The organism is Hyphomicrobium sp. (assembly GCF_036780825.1).
Taxonomy (GTDB): Bacteria; Pseudomonadota; Alphaproteobacteria; order Rhizobiales; family Hyphomicrobiaceae; genus Hyphomicrobium_C.
Genome location: NZ_DAIQCD010000024.1, coordinates 1 through 15,301, shown reverse-complemented (window position 1 = coordinate 15,301; position 15,301 = coordinate 1). Strand labels below are relative to the sequence as shown.

Annotated in this window: 15 protein-coding genes; 5 read left to right on the top strand and 10 right to left on the bottom strand. The window is 63.7% G+C overall.

From position 1 onward, the window contains the following. Positions 1 to 14: 14 nt before the first annotated feature. Together V7P99_RS10605 and V7P99_RS10600 are read right to left on the bottom strand one after the other, a co-directional pair. Complete coding sequence (locus V7P99_RS10605; RefSeq protein WP_333794788.1) at positions 15 to 299, bottom strand: hypothetical protein; 285 nt, start codon at positions 297 to 299, stop codon at positions 15 to 17. Positions 300 to 445: 146 nt separating this feature from the next. Beyond that, positions 446 to 1,342, bottom strand: coding sequence for a branched-chain amino acid aminotransferase (locus V7P99_RS10600; protein ID WP_333794787.1), 897 nt, complete (start codon positions 1,340 to 1,342; stop codon positions 446 to 448). Positions 1,343 to 1,615: 273 nt separating this feature from the next. Here V7P99_RS10600 and V7P99_RS10595 point away from each other — a divergent pair, with 273 nt between their 5' ends. From V7P99_RS10595 to V7P99_RS10585, 3 genes are read left to right on the top strand one after another with little or no spacing between them, the layout of a single operon-like run. Next, positions 1,616 to 2,191 carry a MarR family winged helix-turn-helix transcriptional regulator gene (locus tag V7P99_RS10595; RefSeq protein WP_333794786.1) on the top strand — a complete coding sequence of 192 codons (576 nt, stop codon included), beginning with the start codon at positions 1,616 to 1,618 and terminating at the stop codon, positions 2,189 to 2,191. Continuing rightward, complete coding sequence (locus V7P99_RS10590; protein WP_333794785.1) at positions 2,188 to 2,913, top strand: response regulator transcription factor; 726 nt, start codon at positions 2,188 to 2,190, stop codon at positions 2,911 to 2,913. Before V7P99_RS10595 ends, V7P99_RS10590 begins: the two co-directional genes overlap by 4 nt. Before the next feature lie 10 nt (positions 2,914 to 2,923). After that, the gene (locus V7P99_RS10585) at positions 2,924 to 4,357 is read left to right on the top strand and encodes an ATP-binding protein (RefSeq protein ID WP_442909895.1); all 1,434 of its coding nucleotides are present in this window, start codon (positions 2,924 to 2,926) and stop codon (positions 4,355 to 4,357) included. Between the two features lie 34 nt (positions 4,358 to 4,391). Here V7P99_RS10585 and truA read toward each other — a convergent pair whose 3' ends face one another. The 8 genes from truA to V7P99_RS10545 all read right to left on the bottom strand — a co-directional run bounded on the left by truA (position 4,392) and on the right by V7P99_RS10545 (position 11,918). Continuing rightward, a complete protein-coding gene (gene truA, locus V7P99_RS10580; RefSeq protein ID WP_333794784.1) occupies positions 4,392 to 5,204 on the bottom strand; it encodes a tRNA pseudouridine(38-40) synthase TruA in 813 nt (270 codons plus the stop codon). Positions 5,205 to 5,350: 146 nt separating this feature from the next. Further along, entirely contained in the window at positions 5,351 to 5,608 is a 258-nt protein-coding gene (locus V7P99_RS10575) for a hypothetical protein (protein ID WP_333794783.1), read from the bottom strand. Positions 5,609 to 5,682: 74 nt separating this feature from the next. Continuing rightward, positions 5,683 to 6,633: a methionyl-tRNA formyltransferase gene (fmt, locus tag V7P99_RS10570; protein ID WP_333794782.1), complete on the bottom strand. Its 951-nt coding sequence runs from the start codon at positions 6,631 to 6,633 to the stop codon at positions 5,683 to 5,685. Between the two features lie 141 nt (positions 6,634 to 6,774). Beyond that, the gene (gene def / locus V7P99_RS10565) at positions 6,775 to 7,296 is read right to left on the bottom strand and encodes a peptide deformylase (protein ID WP_333794781.1); all 522 of its coding nucleotides are present in this window, start codon (positions 7,294 to 7,296) and stop codon (positions 6,775 to 6,777) included. Between the two features lie 70 nt (positions 7,297 to 7,366). After that, entirely contained in the window at positions 7,367 to 8,491 is a 1,125-nt protein-coding gene (locus tag V7P99_RS10560; RefSeq protein WP_333794780.1) for a glycosyltransferase family 4 protein, read from the bottom strand. 101 nt (positions 8,492 to 8,592) lie between these two features. Further along, complete coding sequence (locus V7P99_RS10555) at positions 8,593 to 9,981, bottom strand: MATE family efflux transporter (protein WP_333794779.1); 1,389 nt, start codon at positions 9,979 to 9,981, stop codon at positions 8,593 to 8,595. A 191-nt stretch (positions 9,982 to 10,172) separates the two neighbouring features. Beyond that, positions 10,173 to 10,778 carry a recombination mediator RecR gene (gene recR, locus V7P99_RS10550; protein WP_333794778.1) on the bottom strand — a complete coding sequence of 202 codons (606 nt, stop codon included), beginning with the start codon at positions 10,776 to 10,778 and terminating at the stop codon, positions 10,173 to 10,175. 105 nt (positions 10,779 to 10,883) lie between these two features. Then, the gene (locus V7P99_RS10545; RefSeq protein WP_333794777.1) at positions 10,884 to 11,918 is read right to left on the bottom strand and encodes a helix-turn-helix domain-containing protein; all 1,035 of its coding nucleotides are present in this window, start codon (positions 11,916 to 11,918) and stop codon (positions 10,884 to 10,886) included. A gap of 262 nt (positions 11,919 to 12,180) precedes the next feature. On the opposite strand from V7P99_RS10545, the gene V7P99_RS10540 reads away from it, so the two are divergent. Both V7P99_RS10540 and V7P99_RS10535 read left to right on the top strand, forming a co-directional pair. Continuing rightward, positions 12,181 to 12,600: a MarR family winged helix-turn-helix transcriptional regulator gene (locus tag V7P99_RS10540; RefSeq protein WP_333794776.1), complete on the top strand. Its 420-nt coding sequence runs from the start codon at positions 12,181 to 12,183 to the stop codon at positions 12,598 to 12,600. A gap of 335 nt (positions 12,601 to 12,935) precedes the next feature. Further along, the gene (locus V7P99_RS10535; RefSeq protein ID WP_333794775.1) at positions 12,936 to 15,104 is read left to right on the top strand and encodes a DUF1217 domain-containing protein; all 2,169 of its coding nucleotides are present in this window, start codon (positions 12,936 to 12,938) and stop codon (positions 15,102 to 15,104) included. The last annotated feature ends 197 nt before the right edge of the window (positions 15,105 to 15,301 follow it).

Sequence of the window (15,301 nt, the reverse complement as noted above, 5' to 3'; positions counted from 1 at the left end):
AGCCTCAAGTGCAATCAGCCCCAGGTGCAAACGGAGGTGAGACAGCGCCGGCCGTTGCCGCCGGTGGCGCATTTCGTGGCCACATAGCGGCAGACGCGGCAGCTATAAGAAGAGAGGCAGCCGCGGTAGCTTCCGCCCTTGGTGAAGCGGCAGGTGGTGATGGTCTGACAGTCGCGGCCAGGATTAATGGCGCCGCCGGGCCCTTCCTGCGCCATACCGGGGCCTGCCGTCAGCATGGCCGCCCCGAGAACGATGGCCAAAGTCGCGCCGCCGTATACGGCTTTTTGCAGGATCGCCATGACTTCACTCCGTGGCCAGACCCCATGGCGCCTACTTTCTGCCACTTTTCGGCATCGGGCAAGCGGAGACAGGCGCGAAGCGCGGCGAGAGGTGCCGACAGATGCCGTCACCTGTAAATGTGGATCGGATTTCGGGAAGCGGCGGCCTACTCGGCAGCGAGGGTCTTATCGGGCTGCACGAGCGCCATATAGTCGTTGAGCAGCGTCTCGGAGATCTGGCCAGGGGTAAACCGGAATTCGCCAATCTCGGAGACGGGCGTCACTTCGGCGGCCGTGCCGGTGATGAAGCACTCGGAGAACGAACCGAGCTCTTCGGGCATGATGGCGCGTTCGTGCACCTCGAACCCGCGCTTCTTGGCGAGCGCAATCACCGTACGGCGCGTGATGCCATCGAGGAAGCAATCCGCCTCGGGCGTATGCAGCACGCCGTCCTTGATCAGGAAGATGTTGGCGCCCGTGCACTCGGCAACGCGGCCGCGCCAGTCGAGCATCAAGGCATCGGCATAGCCCGCGCGCTCGGCGCGGTGCTTCTCGATGGTGCAGATCATGTAGAGGCCCGCGGCCTTGGCCCGGGTCGGCGCCGTTGCGGGGTCGGGGCGGCGGTACTTGGCGAAGCCGATGCGGATGCCCTTGAGGCGCTGCTCCATGGGGAAATAGGAGCCCCACTCCCAGGCCGCGACGGCGAGATGGATTTTCGTCTTCTGCGCCGAAACGCCCATCTGCTCGCTGCCGCGCCAGGCGATGGGGCGCACGTAGCAGTCGACGAGCTTGTTGGCGGCCATCACGTCGCGGCAAGCCTGATCGATCTCGGCCACGCTCTGGGTGATCTCGAATTCGAGGATGCGCCCGCTCTCGACAAGGCGCTCGGAATGCTCGGTGAGCTTGAAGATCTCGCCGCCGTAAGCCCGCAGGCCTTCGAAGACGGCGCTGCCGTAATGGAGCGCGTGCGTGAGGATGTGGACGTTGGCTTCGCGCCACGGTACGAGCTTGCCATCCATCCAGATGAAACCGTTGCGATCGTGGTAAGGAACGATTTCAGCCATGGCTACGTCCTGTTCGGTTTGCAAATCCTGGGCGGCGGGCAGGGCCACGATGACCCTCATCACCGGCAATCGCCGACGTTCGTGCGCCGTGCTCCTGCCGGGGCTCTTTGCCATGGGCCTTTTCGTGCCAGGCGCTCGCAGACCGCCGCGTCCTAGCCGCGGCGCGACCGATGGCCGGCAACGGAGCCTCGCTCCCACGCGGCCGCGATCCGATCGATCGCCCTGTCCGAAAATGACTTGCCAGACGTATCAATGGGCTTCAAATATGTCAACATGGCTGACATAACTCGCGCCTCCTCTCTCACACGCCGCGCCGGACGGCCACGCACCGGTTCGGAAGGCTTGCCGGCCGCTGGCAAGCAGCCGGATCTGATCGCGCACGTCGAACTCCTGTTTTTCGCCTACCGGGATTTCACCAGCGGTCCGGACGCCGCGCTGGCCCAATACGGGTTTGGGCGCGCGCACCATCGCGTGCTGCATTTCGTGCACCGGAACCCCGGCCTCAGAGTTGCCAACCTTCTCGAGATCCTGAAGATCACCAAGCAGTCGCTGGCGCGCGTGCTAAAGCAGCTCATCGGTGAAGGCTTCATCACGCAGAAGGCCGGGGCCCAGGACCGCCGCGAGAGGCTGCTCTACGTGACGCCCAAGGGGGCGCGGCTTTCCGATCGGATGACAGCCCTTCAGGTCGGGCGGATTGAAGCGGCGCTCGAGGCGGCGGGGCCGGAAGCGGAAGCCACCATCAAGCGCTTTCTCTGCGCCATGATCTCCGAGGAGGATCGCGCGCAGGTCGAGAGGCTGGTTCGCACGCCTCGAGAGAGCGAGAAGTTGAGCGAAGAGAACGGGTCATGACCTCGTTAGCCAGTCAACGCAGGGAGCCGCTCCCGGACGACGCGCCGCACGTTCTGATCGTGGACGACGATCAGAAAATCCGCGACCTGCTCGCGCGCTATCTTTATTCGCAGGGTTTCCGCGTGACGGCAGCGGCGGACGCTGAGACGGCCCAGGCCTCGCTCCGCGGGCTTGATTTCGATATCGTTCTGCTCGACGTCATGATGCCGGGCATCAGCGGGCTTGAGCTTGCGCGGGAGATCAAGGCTCAGCGCGACATCCCGATTTGCATGCTGACCGCGCGCGCCGAGCCGGAGCAGCGTATCGAGGGGCTCGAGGTCGGCGTGGACGACTACATCTCGAAGCCGTTCGAGCCGCGTGAGCTTCTCCTGCGGCTGCGCAATATCCTGCGGCGCGGACAGGCGGCACAGACCACGCCGGCCAACCAGTCCGACGAGCTGCGCATGGGCACCCTCGTGTTCCACATCGCGCGCGGCGAGCTCAAGCGGAACAATGAAACAATCAAGCTTACCGAGCGCGAGCGTGATCTTCTGCGCCAGTTCGCGCAGAAGCCGGGGGTGCCGATCCAGCGCCACGAGCTCTCGACGGAGGATGCGACGGGCAGCGACCGCGCCATCGACGTGCAGATCAACCGACTGCGCCGCAAAATAGAAACCGATCCCTCCAATCCGGTCTACCTGCAGACCGTGCGCGGCAAGGGCTACATTCTCTACGCGGACTAACACCTTGGATATGCCCGGCCCCTCAACGTCCGCATCGGGCCGCGCCGGCCGGGCGCTCCGCTCCGTCATGGACGCGTCGGCGCCGGCGCTGGCAACGCTCAAGTCCTGGTACAAGAGCGCCGTCGGCCTCATGGCCGAGAAAATGCCCAAGGGCCTCTATGCCCGCGCGCTCATCATCATCATCGCTCCCATCGTGGTGCTCGAAGGCGTGATCGCGTTTGTCTTCATGGAGCGCCACTGGCAGAACGTGACCCGGCGCCTCTCCGAGACGACGGCGCGCGACATTGCGGCGCTGATCGATTTCTACGACAAGGCGGAGACGAGCGAGTACGACGAGATCATTCGCATCGCCCGCGAGCGGCTTAGCCTTTCGATGCAGATCCTGCCGCCCGGTGACCTGCCCGAAGCGCGCCAGAAGCCGTTCTTCGATCTGCTCGACCGAGCGCTCTCGAAGGAGATCTCGCGGCAGGTCAAGCGTCCCTTTTGGATCGATACGGTGGGTCAGTCGCGCCATGTCGAAATCCGGGTGCAGCATACGGAATCGATCCTGCGCTTCCTCGCCGTGCGCACGCAGACCTACGCCTCGAACTCGCACATCTTCCTGCTCTGGATGGTGGGATCGAGCGTGATCCTGCTCACTGTCGCTATTCTGTTTCTCAGGAATCAGATCCGGCCGATCCTGCGTCTTGCCGATGCCGCCGATGCCTTCGGAAAGGGGCGGCCGATGGCAGACGACTTCCAGGTGCGCGGCGCCCGCGAGGTGCGTCAGGCGGCAACCGCCTTCATCGAAATGCGCAGCCGCATTCGCCAGCACGTCGAGCAGCGCACGACCATGCTCGCGGGCGTCAGCCACGATCTTCGTACCGTGCTCACGCGGTTCAAGCTCGAGCTCGCCTTCATGGGCGAGACGCCGGAGGTGCAGTCGCTCAAGTCCGACGTCGACGAAATGGCCCACATGCTCGAGGACTATCTCGCGTTTGCGCGCGGCGACGGCGGCGAGGAGGCGACGATGACGAACCTCACCGAACTTCTCGAGGAGGTGCACGAGGAAGCCCAGGTTTACGGTACGGCCATCGAGCTCAAGCTCCGGCGCCGGCGGGGCGACATCATGCTTCCGCTCAAGCGGCAGGCCTTCAAGCGCGCGATCACCAACCTGGTTTCGAACGCGGTGCGCTATGGCGACCAGATCGTGATCCGCGCGGCGACGGAGGGCTCATGGCTGCGCGTCGAGGTGGACGATAACGGGCCCGGCATTCCTCCGTCCGAGCGCGCCAACGTGTTCCGGCCATTCTACCGCATCGACCGCTCGCGCAACCAGGACGACGGTAACAGCGGCCTCGGTCTCGCGATCGCGCGCGATATCGCCAAGAGCCACGGTGGCGAGGTCACACTCGGCGAAAGCTCGATGGGGGGCCTGCGCGCCATCATCTCGGTGCCGCTCTGATGGTGCGCGCGCTCGCTCCGAAGCGAGCGTGGCTCTAGAGCGTGTTCACGCTTGGTGGACTTGGCTTTCTAGGTTGTTCGCTCGCACGAGGCGCCTCGTCCAGCGGCCGGTCATAGTCGACAGACATGAGATAGAGGCCGGCTGCGGGAGCCACCGGGCCGCAAGCGGCACGGTTCTGTGCCGCGAGCGCCTGCGCAAGATCCTCCTTCGACCATTTTCCGTCGCCGACAAGCTTCAGGCTGCCCACCATGGAGCGCACCTGATTGTGCAGGAACGAACGGGCCGAGGCGAAGATGCAGATCTCCTCGCCGTCTCGCGTAACGTCCAGGCGATCGAGCGTGCGGAGCGGAGACTTCGCCTGGCATTGGGACGCGCGGAAGGTCGTGAAGTCATGACGGCCGACGAGCACGGCGGCGGCCTCGCGCATGGCTTCCGCATTCAGGGTGCGCGGTATCCACCAGACACGATGACGCTCCAGGGCCGGCGGCGCGCGCCGGGGTAGGATGCGATAGAGATAATGGCGGGTTGTGGCGCTGAAGCGGGCATCGAAATCCGGTGACACGGAGGTGCAGTCGAGCACGACGATCGGTAGGGGCTTCAGGTAGAAGTTGAGTCCGTCGCGGATTTTGTCAGCGGGCCACGCCTTCTCGATATCGACATGGGCCACCTGCCCGCGCGCGTGAACGCCTGCGTCGGTGCGGCCGGCCCCGCGAATGCCGGCGGAAACGCCCGTCAGCTTGGTAATCGCGCTTTCAAGCGCTCCTTGCACGGACGTGCCCTCGGGCTGAATCTGCCAGCCGACGAAAGGCGTTCCATCGTATTCAATTGTCAGACGGTAGCGGGGCATGGGGCGCGTGAACTATCGCTTCTTGGCATCATGGCCCTGCCTAGCGGGCTCTGAGGCGCGCCTCAAGCTTCTCGTGCGCTCTATTGAGGAGACTGATTCACGTTCTCGATGGGTGCGTGTCCGCGCCACCCTCGAACGATCAGGCTCTAACGCCGCTCTTGCACGAACGGCACGCCAGGCTCGTAGATGTTGAGGCTGAGCGGTGTGCGATTGCCGGGGTTGACGATTACGTGCCCTTCGGGCGGCAGCGGGCGCGTGACGCGGACGCCCCGCTCGACGGTCACGGTGGCGCCGTAGACGTTTTGGGGAATGATGCGCGTCGTGGTGGACTCGCCGGCGCCTGCCGAGATGGCTGCGAAAGAAAGAAAAACGGTCGCCGAGGCGGCGGCAAGCATGCGGATCATCGATCTTCTCCAGAGAGCATGCTGGCAGAGTAAAAGGCAACGCTCCGATCGGAGGGGAAGTTCTGCGCGGATGCTTAATGCGCGTTCGGCTGCCCGAGGCGCGTGCCGGGCCGCATGGGAAAACCGCGCAGGAATTCCTGCGTGTTCATGGCACGCTTGCCGGCGCGCTGCACCTCGAGGAGGCGGATTGCCCCCTGGCCGCAGGCGATGGTCATTTCATCGTCCAGGATCTCACCTGGCGCACCAGTGCCTTCGGCGCGGGTCGAACGAAGCACCTTGATGCGCTCCGGTTTTCCATCCTGCGGGGTCGCTTCGAACCAGGCTCCCGGAAAGGGTGACAGGCCGCGGATATGGTTGTGCACCTCGGACGCCGATTTCGTGAAGTCGATCTCGGCTTCTTTCTTCTCGATCTTGGCGGCGTAGGTCACGCCATTCTCTGATTGCGGAACGGCCACGAATTTGCCCCGCTCCAACTCGGCCAGGGCATGCACGATCAGCGCAGCGCTGCGGCGCGCCAGGATATCGTGGAGCTGGCCGGCGGTCGTGTCCGGGCCGATGGGTACGCTTTTCGAAAGGTCGACGGGGCCGGTATCGAGCCCTTCGTCCATCTGCATCACCATCACGGCGGTCTCGGTGTCGCCGGCCATGATGGCGCGCTGGATGGGGGCTGCGCCGCGCCACCGCGGCAGGGCGGACGGGTGCACATTGAAACAGCCGAGCCGGGGGGCGGCGAGGATAGCCGGTGGCAGTATGAGACCGTACGCGATGACGACAGCGGCATCGGCCGCAAGGTCGGCAAAGAGCGTTTGCTGCTCCAGCTCCTTGAGCGAGCGCGGGGTGCGTACGGGGAGGCCCATAGCCTCGGCGCGAGCGTGGACAGGGGAGGGACGCTCCGCCATGCCACGTCCGGCGGGACGTGGCGGCTGGCTGTAGACGGCCACGATCTCGTGGCCCGCGTCGCGAATGGCATCGAGCGCCGGAACCGAGAAATCAGGCGTTCCCATGAATACGATCTTGAGCGGCATGGGGTGTTCCGGCGCGAGAGTGGGAGGAGAGGCTAGAGCATTTTCCGTTCGCTTGCGCTCACTGCAAAGTCTCTATCGTCTTGTTTGAGCGAACATCTTCAGCCATTTCGGGCGATCCCGCTTGAATGGGATTTGCTCTAGCTAATCGGCCGGCGCTTCGCGGGCCAGCTTCTTGAACTTGCGCACGACCATGTCGCGCTTCAGACGCGACAGGAAATCGATGATGAGCTTGCCGTTCAGATGGTCGATCTCGTGTTGGAGGGCGGTTGCGAGAAGACCCTCGGCAGGAAGCTCCCGCGGCTTTCCTTCGCGGTCCAGATAGCCCACGACGACGCTCGCCGGCCGCTCGATCTCGATGCGGACGTCGGGAATCGAGAGGCACCCCTCCTCGTGCACGTGCACCAGATCCCCGTCGATCTTGAGGATCTCAGGGTTGATGAGCGTCATCGGATCGGGCTGATCCTCGTCCTCGGAGACGTCAAGCACGATGAGCCGTTTCGGTACCCCCACCTGTATCGCCGCGAGGCCAATGCCCGGCGCGTCGTACATGGTTTCCAGCATGTCGTCGGCGAGCTTCAGGAGCTCAGCATCGACGCGCTCGACGGGCGCCGAGACCTGGCGAAGCAGGGGATCCGGTAGGCATATGATGGGTAAGGTGGACATGAAGATGAAATAAGGAAGTCCGCTTGGCGGGTCAATCCGAGGATCGACGCTACGGGACCCGCGGCTCTGGTCAGGAGACGCCGAGACTGCGGGCCAGGGCGGTGTTCACCCGCTTGGCGTCAAAACGGCGCTCGGCCTTGAGCCTGGCGGCGCGCGAGCCCGCCGGAAGCAGATGCGGGTTTCGGAGATAGCTTTCCATGGCGATGGCGAGGGCGGCCGTGTCTGCAGGCGGCACAAGGCAGCCCGAAACCTTTTCGTCCACGACGTCCGAGCAGCCCGGCGTATGCGTGGTGATGACCGGCCGGCCCGTCGCCAACGCCTCGAGCGCGGCGCGCGGCATGCCCTCACCATAGGACGGATAGACGAAGACATGGCAGGCTGCGAGGGCGGGGCGCACGTCCTCCAGCTCGCCGAGATATTCGACGGCCCCGCCGTCAGCGAGACTTTCGGGCGCAATGGCGTCGGGAGCCGTGCTCGGCGGCCCGGCGAAGCGGAACGACGCGTTGGGCCATTGCGCCTTGAGGTGCTCGGCGGCGGCCTTGTACTCGAGCACGCCGCGGCGGCGCTCGAGCCGGGCGAGCATGAGGAATACGAGCCCCTTCTCTTGCGGAGGCAAGGGCTTGGCGCGGAAGCGCTTGAGATCGACGCCGCTGCCAGGCACCACGAGCGTCTGCAGGTTCGGAGAGAGGAGGCCGAGATGCGTCAGCGTTGCCAAGTTTTCGCGGTTGTGGAACACGGCGGCGTCGCTGGCGCGGAGGGCGTGCGCAAAGCGCCGGCGGCCGAGACTTGCAATGCCGTCGTTCGGCAGGCCGTTGATAAGGCTCACGACGCGCCTCACGCCGGCGCGACGTGCCGCGAGGGCGGCGAACATGAGCGTGGGCAGGCCGGAGCCCAACACGATATTGGGCTGCCAATCGCGAAATTGTGCGGTGAGCGCGGTGATCTGCTGCCAGTCGGCCAGGATGCGCAGGGTGGGGTGCGGCAGCTCTACGACGCGATGTTGGGCGCCGATTGCACGCAAAGCGAGAATATGCCGGCCGGCGCCAGGCGGCGTGAGGCACAGCACACGGTGTCCGTGGCCGGTGAGCCAGGCGATGAAGTCGCGCCGCAGGATGGCGGCGGCTTCGAGAGAAGGCGCGACGATCGCGATCCGTTCCGAGATTGGCTGGGTCACTGCGCTGCGCGGGCCGATCATGCCGATTCGATTGCAGCCGAGCCTATATGAGCGGTGCGCCGATCAACAGGGCAGGGGGGCCTTGCCGGCGCAGCATGCACAGGTTCGAAGGCTCTGGATCCTCAGTGGAGGGACGCGCGGACGCTTTCTGCATCCTCGGCAAGCAGGCGTTCGAAGAGACGCAGGCAAAGCCATACGGCGATCACACCGAATACGACGCCCCCCGCCATGTGCGCGAAAAGAACGCCTTGAGCGCCCGCGAACCAGCCTCCCAGATGGACCAGTGGGATGGTGCCGATCGTCGCGCGGCCCCAGTTGAGCAGTGTTGCGTAATGGGGAAAGTCGAGCGTGTTGAAAACGGCGTTGACGACGAAGAGAGCGCCCATGAACGTGAACAAAGGCGCGAGCCAGATGCTGAAGAGATGGATCAGGCTCGCTGCCTCGCCTGTGGCGCTGAAGGCGCTGATGAGGCTCTGTGAGAATAAGGCCAGGAGCAACCAGGCAACGGCCGTGAAGGCAACGTTGACGGCCAGCGCGAGCTTGAATGCGTGGCGCATGCGCTGGCCTTCGCGGGCGCCGAAATTCTGCCCAATGATGGGGCCGATCGATGACGAAAGTGCGTAGATGGCGCCAAAGGCCACGGGGAGGATGCGTCCGATGATGGCCCAGCCGGCGACCGCTTCGTCGCCATAGATGGCGATGACTGCCGTGACATAGGCATTGGACACGGGTGTTGCGATGTTGGTCAGGATGGCGGGCACGGCAATGGCGGCGAACGCCGGCACGTCGGTGATGAACGCCTTCAGGCGCGGACGCGCTAGGAGGCCATGCACGCGGATCACGCCATAAAGTCCAACCGCCATGAAGACGAGGCGGGCGGTGACGGTGGCCCAGGCGGCACCGTCCATGCCAAGGCCGACGAAGAGAATGAGGATCGGATCCAGCGCCGTGTTGACGAGCGCACCGTAGAGCGTGACGTTCATGGCACGGCGTGCGTCACCCGCCGCGCGGAGCACGGCAGCGGACGCCATCGCAAGCGTGAGAGCGGGCGTCGACGGCGTCAGAATGTAGAGATAGCGCGCGGCAAGATCATGAGTGTGCCCCGTGGCGCCGAGCAGCGTCAGCAGCCACGGAATGGTCAGATAGATCAGGACCGCCGCGGCGACGCCGACGACCAGATTGGCAAGATGCGCATTCACCGAAAGGCGGCGAGCCATGACGGTTCGCCGGGCGCCGAGTGCACGCGAGACGAGGGCGCTCGTTGCAATGGCGAGGCCGATGCCGACCGATGTCATGAAGAACAGGATCGAGCTGGCGTATCCGACGGCCGCAAGCACCGCCTGGTCCTCGAGCCAGGATAGAAAGACGATATTGGCGAGGTCGCTCAGGAAGATGGCGCCGAGACCGACGCCACCGGCGCCGCTCATGACCAGAATGTGGCGCAGCAAAGAGCCCGAGGCGAATATCGGTGGCGCAGGCGGCTGCGCGGCCATCTCCGGTCGAGCGTCCATGAAAACCCTCTGGCTCCGCGGCCCGCGGACGGGAGCTTTAGAGCCGTTCCGGTTTCGGCGGAATCGGGGAACGGCTCTAAGTATTTATTTTCCCACTTTTCCGGAAGCACTCTAAGACCATTCCGGTTCAAGCAGGATGCCGGAACGGTTCCAAGCTTCTTGTTTGATCGTACGTCCCGGCCGGGCGCATTCTAGATGCGTTTACGAGCCTTGATTGCGGCAGCCAGCGTGCCTTCGTCTAGATAGTCGAGCTCGCCGCCGATTGGGACGCCCTGAGCGAGACGCGAGACGATGACGCCGGTGGGAGCCAGCTGCTCCGTCAGATAGTGGGCGGTCGACTGACCTTCAACAGTGGCATTAAGCGCCAGGATGATCTCCTTGACCGGGCCGGAGGCGGCGCGGTCGAGGAGACCCGCAATGTTGAGCCGCTCCGGACCGATGCCGTCGAGAGGCGATAGGTGGCCGCCGAGCACATGATACGTGCCGTTGACGACGGCCGCGCGCTCGAGGGCCCAGAGGTCGGCCATCTCCTCGACGACGACGATCACCTCCCGGTCGCGCCGCTCATCGCGGCAGATGGTGCAGGGCGACACCGTGTCGAGGCTGCCGCAGACCGGGCACATGACGATGGTGCGTACGGCGGTGGCGAGCGCTTCCGAGAGGGGGACGAGCAGATCCTCCCGGCGCTTCAAGAGTGCGAGCGCGGCCTTGCGCGCCGAGCGCGGCCCGAGGCCGGGCAGGCGGGCCAGAAGCTGAATGAGCCGCTCGATCTCGGGCCCGGCTATTTTCTTCGACATTCCAGTCTTGTTGATGATCTTGTGCGCGCTGCCAAGACCTTTCCGCTAGCTACCGGCCGCTCATCGCGTCGCACGCCGGCGAGGACAGGGCGGATAGGGGTCCGGTCAGCAGGATTCGCAGGGTCGTTTTTCCCGATTGCGGCGATTGGCGATGTCCGCAGCCGGAACCGGCCAATCCCCCCGCTGCTTGGCGGCCGCGGCTTCCGCCTGGCGCCGGTACTCCGTCGGAGTCATTCCATATCGGGCTTTGAAGCGGCGGCCGAAGTGCGAGAGGTCGGAAAACCCCCAGTTGAAGGCAATTTCGCCGATGGCGCGGTGGCTTTGCGTATGATCTTCGAGGGCACGGCGGCAGCGATCCAGGCGGCGGTCTGCGATGTAGCGCTCGATGGACGTATCCTCCTCGGCCAGCAGCGCATTGGCGTAGCGCACGGAAATCCCGGTTTCCGCTGCAACCCGCACGGGTTTGAGGCCGGGATCGATCAGGAGCCGCTCGATGGTCGCCTTGAGGCGGAGAAGTGCGGTCGCCCGTGCGGAGGACAGGGACGTGCCCATGTTCTCCTCAGCGGAAAATGCCAGCGCGGCAAGGTCCAAGGCCTGCGCGGCGATCTTCAGGCCCGCGATGTCGCCGACCTTGCCCGCTTCCTTCGGCAAGAGCTCGAGAAAGCCCATCGCCACAGACCCGACGCCGCTTGCGGTCGTGATCGGGCGCGCGGTCACACCGGCCAGATTGCCCATGCGGGCCTCGAGCTCGGCACGGGGCACCCGTACAACCACGTTCGAGCAAAAGGTCCGGAGGTCGATCTCGAACGGGCGCTGCGAATCAACGAGGAACATGGCCCGGCCGCGGACGATGGAATCGCGGCCATCCTGGGAAACGCGGCTTTCGCCGATCCGCTGCACGTTGATCAGAAGATCGCCATTGTCGGAGCGGGACGCGCTGCGCTCCGTGCGGCGGACGCGCGCGGACGTGGCGTCGAATGTCGCCAATCCGAGACCCGGCAACGCTGCGAGCGTCACGCGCCCAGAAAACGTCGCCGCATCGTCAGTTCCGAACTCGTGCTCGACGAAACCACGGGTCGCGACCTCGAGCCAATAGCTTATCCGTTCCCTAGGATGAACGTCGTGGGTTGAAAAGATCATCCGATTGCTCGTCTGCCCCCAGTGCCCCAGCAGTCGACATATAAAGCTGCGTGGTGCGAGCGCCGTCGCATCCTTTGCTATTTCAATACGTTTTCTCGACTGAGAAGTCGACGGAAGGTTTTCGACTTAAACGGAATACCACCTCGGCATGTAGCTATCTTTGCGAGCAAAAGGGGACGGTAGGGCAACTATGGCGTGCAATTCGATAGAAGCAGAACTTGGACAGTCGCCCCTCCATCTTTTCCACAGGGCCGTGCAGGTGGTGACTGAGATCTACCAGAACGATATGGCGAGCTACGATCTCACGCCGCGCCAATACGCCGTCCTCTTCTCCCTGGCATCCGGCGAGGGCCTTAGCCAGAGCAAGCTCGTAGACGCAACTGGCATCGATCGATCGACGATGGCCGACATTGTCCGGCGCATGCTGAAGAAGGGCATTATTCAGCGGCAGCGCGACCAGGATGATGCGAGGGCTTACGAGGTCAAGATCACCGAGGAGGGTTTGCGGCTTTTCCGGACGGTTTCGCCCATCGTCCGCCGGATCGAGGAGAAGCTCCTCTCGGCCCTCGACGGCCGGCATGTGGGCGAGTTCCTGACAAGTCTCGGCATGATCGTCGGCACGGTCTCCCAGCCGGCAGCCACGGCATCCCGCCAGTTCGCGGAAGCGGAAGCTCAGAAATAGCCCGGACGCACCCTCCGATGCGCCGTTAAGAGACCCGTTACAGCTTCGATCTAGACTCGATCCGCTCGGTCTGGCCGCGTTTCGGCGCGGCCTCGCCGACGCGCGGGCAGATTCGGATAAGCTCGCTCGGCCAAACTCGGCCGGCCGCAGCTGATTCGTGCAGAGAGCCGCGCGGCCGTGTCTGGTGTGCTTACACGCTTGATGGATTGCCGTTTTGGCGTGAACGCGCTCCAGGTCATTGTTTGAGAGGCTGATTCACGTTCTCAGTCAGTGCGTATCCGCACCGATCTCGGAGAATCAGGCTCGATCCGCAAGATTGCGTTACGGGGCCGGCGATGATCTCCACGTTTCTCTCCTACCGCATGTACACGGCCGATATCGTCAAATCGGTGCAGAGGACGCTCTCCGACGCGCAGGTGGCCAGAGAGCACGCCTATTACACGGAAAACATCGGCAAAGTTAAATCCGTCGACGACCTTCTCAAGGATCAGCGCCTCTACGCTTACGCGATGAAGGCCCATGGCCTGGAGGACATGACCTATGCCAAGGCGTTCATGCGCAAGGTGCTGGAGAGCGACCTTACGCAAGAGGACAGCTTCGTCCGCAAGCTCGTGGATACGCGGTACCTGGAATTTGCGCGCGCCTTCAACTTCGACGCCGATGGCAACGTGAAGACTGGCACGTTGGTTCTGCAGGACCCTTCGGACCTCGAAAGCATCGTGGGCCTTTATTCGGAGCAGCGGCTGCGGAAGGGCCAGGCGGCGGCGGAGGAAGTCGCATATTATCAGGCGCGCATGGCAACGATCTCGTCGGCGGACCAGTTCGTCAATGACGAACGGCTCTTCAAGTTCGCGCTGACAGCTTTTGGCATCGATGCGAGCATCGCGTCGGAGACGGCGATCAAAGCCGTGATCAGCGGCGACCTGTCCGTCGTCGAGGGCTCACCGAATTACGCCAAGTACGAAAAGCTCGCGGCGGCATTCTCATTCGAGAGTGACGGCAGCGTCGCGCCTGGCGGGCAGGCGCAGACGACGGCGCAACTGACCGAGACGATCTATTTCAACTACGAGGAGACGGGAGCCGGCGCATCCCCGCAAGCGGCTGCCTTCAAGACGAGCGTCTATACGAGCCTCATCGGAGGCGTGACGTCGGTCGATGATCTCGTTGGCAACCACATGCTGCGCGACTACGCGGTGGTCGCGGCGGGGATCGACCCGGTGCTCGTCTCTAGCCAGATGGTGCGGGACATCCTGACCAGCGACCTCTCGGATCCTGACAGCTACGCAAACAGCAAGCCGGAGTACGCGAAGCTTGCGGCGATGTTCAATTTCAATGCCGACGGCTCGCTCGATGCCGGCGTTTCAGCGCAGACGATCGAGCAGCAGGACAGCCTGATCGACGGATACTTCGCCAATTATGAGGCGAAGTCGCTTGAAAGCGAGGACCTGCACACGCGCGACTACCGGTTCGCCATGAGTGTATTTTTGTCGGTCGACGACATCCTCAAGGATGACCGAGTCTTCAGCTACGTCATGAGAGCGTTCGGGCTCGATCCCGACAATGAGTCGAAGACGAAGATCCGGCAGGTTCTGACGAGCGATACGAGCGATCCACTCAGCTACGCAAACCGGCTGCGGGATTCGCGTTATGTCGCGCTTGCGGAGGCGTTCAACTTCGGTGCCGATGGAAAGCCGCAGGGGGCGCTGCAGGCGCAGTTCGCGTCCCTCAAGTCGTCAACGATCGATCTCTATACAGCTACGCTCGGGCCTTATGATCATCAGAAGGCGGCCGGGCAGGTCGAGAGCGACTATTACAGCGAGACCATCGACACGATCGAGAGTGTGGAGCAACTTCTTTCGAATCAGCGTCTGGTCAGCTTCATTCGCACCGCCTACGGCCTCGGGAACGACGTTTCCGATGCGATGCTGCGGCAGGCGCTGATGAGTGATCTGGACGACCCGAAGAGCTTTGCTAATACAGCGAGCAACACGCGTCTTCGCGAGGTGGCCGAGGCGTTCAACTTCGGAACAGATGGCCGGGCGAGGCGGACGGCGCTTGGACTGGTGCAGGATCCCGCATCGCTGAAGGACACGCAGGATCTCTACATCCGCCAGACCATGGAGCAGAAGGCCGGCGATGATAATCAGGGCGTGCGTCTCGCCCTCTATTTCCAGCGCAAAGCCTCAAGCATCACCTCCGCCTACGGCATCCTGGCCGACAAGGCGCTGCTCGAGGTTGTGATGACGGCGCTCGGATTGCCGGATGAGGCCGCGCAGGCGGACATCGATGTTCTGGCGAAGATGATCTCGAGCCGCATCAATATCGAAGATTTCAAAGACCCGGCGAAGGTGGAGAAGTTCCTGGCCCGGTTTGCGGCGCTCTACGACATCGAGAACCCGCAGTCCGTTTCCTCCATCCCCTCCATGCTGTTGGGAGGACAGGAGGAGCTCGGCATTGGTATGGATCTGCTCACCAGCATCCAGTCCATGAAGGTTCGGATTTAGAAAGTTCCTGCGCGCGCCCGCAGTCTCGACCGCCGCCCCAAGCCCGCTCTCTGCGGGCTGCCGAAGCATAAGGGGCGATCTCCTCCAGATATTGCCGGTCAATTCTCCATGCTCTGGTCAATGGCGTTTTGTGCGTTTTCCCCGGTCCGTTACGTGTTCTCCTCATAGAGATGCAATCTGCAGTTGCATATTAATTT

Excerpts from the sequence above, each read along its gene's own strand:
- def (WP_333794781.1), bottom strand. The coding sequence starts at position 7,296 with ATGTCCACCTTACCCATCATATGCCTACCGGATCCCCTGCTTCGCCAG.
- V7P99_RS10535 (WP_333794775.1), top strand. The coding sequence starts at position 12,936 with ATGATCTCCACGTTTCTCTCCTACCGCATGTACACGGCCGATATCGTC.
- fmt (WP_333794782.1), bottom strand. The coding sequence starts at position 6,633 with ATGCCGCTCAAGATCGTATTCATGGGAACGCCTGATTTCTCGGTTCCG.
- V7P99_RS10555 (WP_333794779.1), bottom strand. The coding sequence starts at position 9,981 with ATGGACGCTCGACCGGAGATGGCCGCGCAGCCGCCTGCGCCACCGATA.
- V7P99_RS10560 (WP_333794780.1), bottom strand. The coding sequence starts at position 8,491 with ATGATCGGCCCGCGCAGCGCAGTGACCCAGCCAATCTCGGAACGGATC.
- recR (WP_333794778.1), bottom strand. The coding sequence starts at position 10,778 with ATGTCGAAGAAAATAGCCGGGCCCGAGATCGAGCGGCTCATTCAGCTT.
- V7P99_RS10585 (WP_442909895.1), top strand. The coding sequence starts at position 2,924 with ATGCCCGGCCCCTCAACGTCCGCATCGGGCCGCGCCGGCCGGGCGCTC.
- truA (WP_333794784.1), bottom strand. The coding sequence starts at position 5,204 with ATGCCCCGCTACCGTCTGACAATTGAATACGATGGAACGCCTTTCGTC.
- V7P99_RS10545 (WP_333794777.1), bottom strand. The coding sequence starts at position 11,918 with ATGATCTTTTCAACCCACGACGTTCATCCTAGGGAACGGATAAGCTAT.
- V7P99_RS10600 (WP_333794787.1), bottom strand. The coding sequence starts at position 1,342 with ATGGCTGAAATCGTTCCTTACCACGATCGCAACGGTTTCATCTGGATG.
- V7P99_RS10590 (WP_333794785.1), top strand. The coding sequence starts at position 2,188 with ATGACCTCGTTAGCCAGTCAACGCAGGGAGCCGCTCCCGGACGACGCG.
- V7P99_RS10595 (WP_333794786.1), top strand. The coding sequence starts at position 1,616 with ATGGCTGACATAACTCGCGCCTCCTCTCTCACACGCCGCGCCGGACGG.
- V7P99_RS10605 (WP_333794788.1), bottom strand. The coding sequence starts at position 299 with ATGGCGATCCTGCAAAAAGCCGTATACGGCGGCGCGACTTTGGCCATC.
- V7P99_RS10575 (WP_333794783.1), bottom strand. The coding sequence starts at position 5,608 with ATGATCCGCATGCTTGCCGCCGCCTCGGCGACCGTTTTTCTTTCTTTC.